Below are 5,929 nucleotides of genomic sequence, written 5' to 3' on the forward strand. Positions count from 1 at the left end.
AGCCGACGGGGGCCGAGCCGACGGGGGCCGAGGAGCCCGCCGCGGCTGGGCCCGCGACCGCTGAGCCCGCCGCTGCCGGGTCCGCGACCGCTGAGCCCGCCGCTGCTGAGGCCACTGCCTCGGAGCCGGTGGCCCCCTTCCGGATCGTCGCCGTGACGTCCTGCCCGACCGGTATCGCCCACACCTATATGGCCGCCGAGGCGCTGGAGAACGCCGGTCGTGAGGCCGGGGTCGAGCTGGTGGTCGAGACCCAGGGATCGGCCGGGTTCGACAAGCTCCCCGCGGCCACCATCGCCGCCGCCGACGCGGTGGTCTTCGCCCACGATGTGGAGGTCCGGGACAAGGCCCGCTTCGCGGGCAAGCCGACGGTGGACGTCGGAGTGAAGGCGGGCATCAACCGCCCCGCCGAACTCATCGCCGAGGCGCGTGCGAAGGCCGCACGCGGCGAGGTCGGCGCACCGGCCGACGGCGCGGCGGGGCGCTCGGCGCCGATGGACGAGGACGGTCCCGCCGGTGACGGCTTCGGCACCCGGCTGCGCAAGTGGCTGATGACGGGTGTCAGTTACATGGTCCCGTTCGTCGCCGCGGGCGGTCTGCTGATCGCGCTCGCCTTCGCGATCGGCGGCTACGAGATCGCGAGCGCCAAGTCCGTGGCGGACCACTTCGTCTGGACCGAGACCAGCAGTTGGGCCGCGCTGCTCTTCCAGATCGGCGGTGCGGCGTTCACCTTCCTGGTGCCGGTCCTGGCGGGCTATATCGCCTACGGCATGGCCGACCGGCCCGGTCTGGTCCCCGGTTTCGTGGGCGGCTACATCGCGACCACCATCAAGGCCGGATTCCTCGGCGGTCTGGTCGCGGGTCTGATCGCGGGCGCGGTCGTCATGGCCATCCAGCGGTTCAAGGTCCCGGCGGCGCTGCGCGGCATCATGCCGGTGGTGGTGATCCCGCTGATCTCCTCGGCGATCGTCGGCGTCCTGATGTTCGTGGTGATCGGCAAGCCCATCGCCTCCGCGCAGGAGGCGATGACCGACTGGCTCAACGGCCTCTCCGGTGCCAACGCCATCGGTCTCGGCGTCCTCCTCGGCCTGATGATGTGCTTCGACCTCGGCGGTCCGGTCAACAAGGTGGCATACGCCTTCGCGACCGGCGGTATCGCGGTGTCGGACCCCTCCACCGGAAGCCTCAAGATCATGGCCGCGGTGATGGCCGCCGGTATGGTCCCGCCGCTGGCGCTGGCCCTCGCCACCACCGTGCGCGGACGGCTGTTCACCAAGACCGAGCGGGAGAACGGCAAGGCCGCCTGGGTGCTGGGCGCCTCCTTCATCACCGAGGGCGCCATTCCGTTCGCCGCGGCGGATCCGCTGCGGGTGATCCCCTCCTCGATGGTGGGCGGTGCCGTCACCGGTGCGCTGTCGATGGCCTTCGACTGCACACTGCGCGCCCCGCACGGCGGCATCTTCGTGGTCCCGCTGATCGGCGAGCCGTTCCTCTACCTGCTGGCCATCGTGGCGGGCACGGTGGTCTCGGCCGGTCTGGTGGTCTTCCTCAAGGGGATGCGGAAGACGGCGGAGGCGGAGGCCACCGGCCAGGCGGGCGACAAGGCGGCCCAGGGCGGTGCCACCGAGGACGAGTCGAAGGTGGCGGTCGCGGCCTGACCGCATCTCAGCCACCCCCTGCCGGGTCCGGCGGCCCGCCCACGTCCCTGGGCGGGCCGCCGGACTCTGTGGACGCGCCGCCGGTCTCCGTGGGCAGATCCCCGGTCTCCGTGGGCAGGCCGCGCGAGGCGTAGTAGGCACCGAGCGCGGCCTCGCCACCCGACCCCATGGCGGTCGCGATCCGCTGGAAGCGAACCGACCGCAGATCACCGGCGGTGAAGACCCGGGGATGCTGGCTCCCGGGAGGGCAGTACCCGGACCGGTCGGCGGCCACGGCCCCGGCCGGGGGCGCCGGGGCGCTGCCCAGGTTGAGGAAGGCGAGATCGGCCGTCAGGACCCGCCGCTCGCCCTCCACCGTCCGGATCTCGGCGTTGACCGGTGCCGAGGAGGGCCCCAACTCCAGCCGCCGCACGGCCACCAGCTCCACCCGCGAATCCCGCCGGATCTCCTCGGTCTTGTAGGCGTCCTCGGGCGGATACGCCACCACAAAGCGGGTCCTCAGCTCCGGATGAGCCCGCGCCATGGTGCCCAGTGGCCGGTCCGCGCCCAGGACCAGCACCGTCCGGCCGTCGATCGCCGCCGGATCCGCCTCCCACAGCGGCGGCAGCGCCCGGCCCGCCACGCCCCCGAGCCATCCCGCGCCCTCAGGATCCAGCAGCCCGACCCCCGTGGCGACGACCGCGTACGGAGCGGTCAGCCGTGCTCCCCGCCCCCGCACGGACCCCATCGGCGCCACGGGCTCGACCGTGACCTCGACGCGATCGTCGAAGGCGTCGATCAACGTCGCGCGGCTGCCCAGCTCCACCCGGCACAGATCACATCGCGCCAGATCGGCCTCGATCGCCGCCGCCAGATCCGGGCCGTTGGCGACTCCGAGGACATTGCTCACCACCGGGATACGCCGCAGCGCCCCGCACACCGCGTCGCCCGACTCGATCAGCATCGAGCGCATCCCCACGCTCGCCGCCATCACGGCGGCGGCGCAGCCCGCCGGGCCACCCCCGACGATCAGCAGATCGGTGTCCATATGAAGCCCCCCTTCTCTCCGTCTCTTCGGCCCGTTTTTCTCCCGGCCGGACGCTTCCTTCCCTTCCCCGGTCGGGAAAGCAACGGGCCCGATCAGTGGCCGTAAAGGTCCCGGTAGGCCGGGAAGACACCGCCCGGGCCGTCCACGGTCTCCGCCGCGAGCACCGCCTTGACGACCGCCCGGGTCAGCACATCCGCCCCGGCCGCCAGCACCTCGTTCAGCGCACCGCTCTCCCGGTGCACCCCGAACGCCGGATCGTCGGTGCCCTCGGGGCCGCCCTCCGGTATCAGCGGCCGCCCGCAGGTGGCCAGGGCGAAGACCGTGTCGCCGTCGGACAGCAGATGCACCGGCCGGATGGCCCGCGCCAGACCGTCATGGGCCGTACCCGCCAGCTTGTGCGCCTGGGCCCGGGTGAGCACGGCATCGGTGGCGACCACGGCAAGCGTGGTGTTCAGCGGCGGCCGCACCGACGCGGCCTGCCGCCGCTCCGACTCCGCCCGTGCGGCGGTCAGCCGGCGCATCGCCTCCGCGTGCTCGGTGGCACCGGGCCTGCGGGGCCCGCCCTCGTCCGACGGCGCGTAGTGCTCCCCGTAGAGCACACCCGTACCGGGATCGACGACCGATCCCACGGCGTTGACCACCGCCAGCGCGGCCACCGTGACACCGGACGGCAGCACTGTGGAGGCCGAACCGGTGCCGCCCTTGAGCCCACCGGCCACCGCGCCCGTGCCAGCCCCCACATTGCCCTGCGCCACCGGCGCGCCCGCCTCCGAACCGGCCGCCGCCTCGATCGCCTCGCGCCCCAGCGCGGCGTCCGGCCGGGCCCGCCAGTCGCCGCCCCGGCCCAGGTCGAAGAGGGCGGCGGCCGGGACCACCGGAACGACCTGCGCCGGATCGGGACCGACCCGGAAGCCCCGGCCGTGCTCCTCCAGCCAGCAGGCCACTCCCGAGGCGCTGTCGAGCCCGAACGCGCTGCCGCCGGTCAGCACGATGGCATCGACGCGCTGGACCAGATTCCGCGGATCGAGGGCATCGGTCTCCCGGGTGCCGGGACCACCGCCGCGTACATCGACCGCGGCGATCGCACCGCCCTCGGGGGCCAGCACCACGGTTGTCCCGGTCAGCCGGCCGCCGCCGGACCGCTGGGCATGGCCCACTCGCAGTCCGTGGACATCCGTCAGGCCGTCGGCCGGACCGGTGAGGGGTGATTCGGAGTTTGTCCGCTCGGCATCCATGGAAGCTATGCGTAGCACGGGAAGCCATGGCATGGTCGGGTACCGAGGCGCGAACCACTCCCGTATCCGCCCGCCCGCGATCGCCGGCGAAGGGCGCGGGACGGGATGAGGACCTCTCATATAGAGGGCGTTCATCAGACGTTGATGGCGTGGCAGCAGTCTGGGCTGTATGCCGTTCGCCCCCGTCCGAAAGAAGACCGCCGTGCCCCGTACGTCTCGGACGGAGGAGCTCCCGACACTGGCCGCCGACACTCGGCGGGCCGCCCGGGTCGCCCTCCGCTGGATCAGCGAGCCGGACTGCACCGAGGAGCTCACCCATGCAGAGCTGCTCGACCAGGCGGCCCGGGCCGCGGCCGCACTCACCCGGCTCGGTGTCCGCGCCGGGGACCGGGTGGCGGTCCATCTGCCGCTGGTGCCCGAGTCCGTGATCGCGACGCTCGCCTGCGGTCGGCTCGACGTCGTCCGCGCCAGCCTCCCCGTGGGGCTGCGCCCCCATGAGCTGCGACAGCGGATCAGGGAGGTCGACGCGAAGGTCGTCATCACCGCGGACGCCGGGCAGCACCGCGGGGAGCTCCAGCCGCTCAAGCGGCAGGTCGACCGGGCGCTGACAGGCTGCCCCGGGGTGCGGTCCGTGCTGGTCGTCCACCGGCTCGCCTGCCCGGTGTCCTGGACGCCCGGGCGTGATCTGTGGTGGCACGACGAGCTCGGCCGATACACCGAGCCGCTGCCCGGGCCGTACTCTTGAGGCATGGACACCGCCCCTGCCCCTGGACCGCGCGATCCGGCCGCCGCGCTGATCTTCGACGATCCACTGGCGCAGCGGTCATCGGACGATACGGACCACGGGTGGGGTGAGCGGGTTCCCGGCGGTGACAGCGCCGACGATGCCGCCGGTCTGGCCCGGTTCCTCGACGAGAAGCCGCCCCACCACCTCTGACGGGTCCCTAGGCGCTGGAGCCGCTGCCGCCACCCTCGACGGCCGCGCCGCGCCGCGCCACCAGCTCGTCGCGGATCTGGCGCAGCAGAAGGATCTCCTCCGCCTCCGCGACGGCCTGCTCCTCCTCCGCCTTCGCGTCCTTGGCGGCCTTGCGCGCCAGATAGCGCGACATCGGCAGCACCATCAGGAAGTACACCACCGCCGCGGTGATCAGGAAGGTGAGCACGGCCGAGAGCACGCTTCCCCAGAGGATCGGAATGCCGTGGATGACATCGCCCGCGGCGTTGGTCTCGCAGGGCGCCTTGAGGCAGGAGCGGTACTTCTCGAGATCCTTCGTGCCGAAGGCTCCGACTATGGGGTTGATGAGGCCCTTCACTATCGAGTTCACGACGGCGGTGAAGGCGGCTCCGATGACGACCGCGACGGCCAGATCGATCACATTGCCGCGCATCAGGAAGGCTTTGAACCCTTCCATGACGCTCTTCTTCTCCTCGGTTACCTTCTCCTGGCTCAACCCACTGCCTCTCTCTCGCCGCGTCGGTGCTGGTGCGGACGGTTCCGCAACCTACACCCGCAGGTGAGAGGGGCATCAGGGGAGTCGGGGGAGTCAGCAGCGGCATAGTGTCACCGCCAGCCGGGAGCCGGCCGCGGCCCCTGCCAGGGCGGTGGCGTCCGCCCGCGGCACCGTCAGCACCACCAGCGCGCCGCCGCCGTCCAGCGCTCCATCACCGTCCAGCGCGCTGTCGCCACTCGCCTCCGCTTCCGGACCGGCTGCCGCGTGGCCGCTCCGGAAGCCCGGCACCTCGGCCACCCTGACCCCACGTGCGACCACCCGTGCCGTGGCACCGGACGTCCCGGCCCGGGTGGCGTCCGGGAGCGGGGTGGACAGCACATCCACGCGGTCACCGGGGTGCAGCAGCCGCACCGCCGCCGCGTCGGCGATCCGGACCGGCGCCGACACCATGGCGGGGCGCGGGCCGCTCCGCCGCTCCTCGCCCGCCGGGGCGGGCACCCGCGAGGACTCCGCGTCCGTGTGGCCTCGGCCGGGCGGTGCCGCGGCCGCGAGTGCGGCGGC

General features: G+C 73.0%; 7 protein-coding genes. 3 read left to right on the forward strand and 4 right to left on the reverse strand.

All coding sequences use genetic code 11. From position 1 onward, the window contains the following. The coding region (locus KN815_RS45380) for a PTS fructose transporter subunit IIC (RefSeq protein WP_216347641.1) at positions 1-1,655 on the forward strand (1,655 nt) is incomplete at its 5' end. Between the two features lie 7 nt (positions 1,656-1,662). On the opposite strand, the gene KN815_RS45385 is transcribed toward KN815_RS45380, so the two are convergent. Further along, positions 1,663-2,682, reverse strand: a complete 1,020-nt coding sequence (locus KN815_RS45385; protein ID WP_216347642.1) for an FAD-dependent oxidoreductase — start codon at positions 2,680-2,682, stop codon at positions 1,663-1,665. 92 nt (positions 2,683-2,774) lie between these two features. Next, the gene (locus KN815_RS45390; RefSeq protein ID WP_216347643.1) at positions 2,775-3,917 is read right to left on the reverse strand and encodes a P1 family peptidase; all 1,143 of its coding nucleotides are present in this window, start codon (positions 3,915-3,917) and stop codon (positions 2,775-2,777) included. A 202-nt stretch (positions 3,918-4,119) separates the two neighbouring features. Here KN815_RS45390 and KN815_RS45395 point away from each other — a divergent pair, with 202 nt between their 5' ends. Further along, positions 4,120-4,662 (forward strand): AMP-binding protein, encoded by a 543-nt coding sequence (locus KN815_RS45395; protein WP_253209653.1) that lies wholly within the window; start codon positions 4,120-4,122, stop codon positions 4,660-4,662. Between the two features lie 3 nt (positions 4,663-4,665). Then, a complete protein-coding gene (locus KN815_RS45400; protein WP_216347644.1) occupies positions 4,666-4,854 on the forward strand; it encodes a hypothetical protein in 189 nt (62 codons plus the stop codon). A gap of 7 nt (positions 4,855-4,861) precedes the next feature. Here KN815_RS45400 and mscL read toward each other — a convergent pair whose 3' ends face one another. Continuing rightward, positions 4,862-5,329: a large conductance mechanosensitive channel protein MscL gene (mscL, locus tag KN815_RS45405; protein ID WP_216347645.1), complete on the reverse strand. Its 468-nt coding sequence runs from the start codon at positions 5,327-5,329 to the stop codon at positions 4,862-4,864. 132 nt (positions 5,330-5,461) lie between these two features. Beyond that, a partial coding sequence (locus tag KN815_RS45410) for an RcpC/CpaB family pilus assembly protein (RefSeq protein WP_216347646.1) occupies positions 5,462-5,929 on the reverse strand: 468 nt, incomplete at its 5' end.

Source organism: Streptomyces niphimycinicus (assembly GCF_018883605.1).
GTDB classification, from domain to species: domain Bacteria; phylum Actinomycetota; class Actinomycetes; order Streptomycetales; family Streptomycetaceae; genus Streptomyces; species Streptomyces niphimycinicus.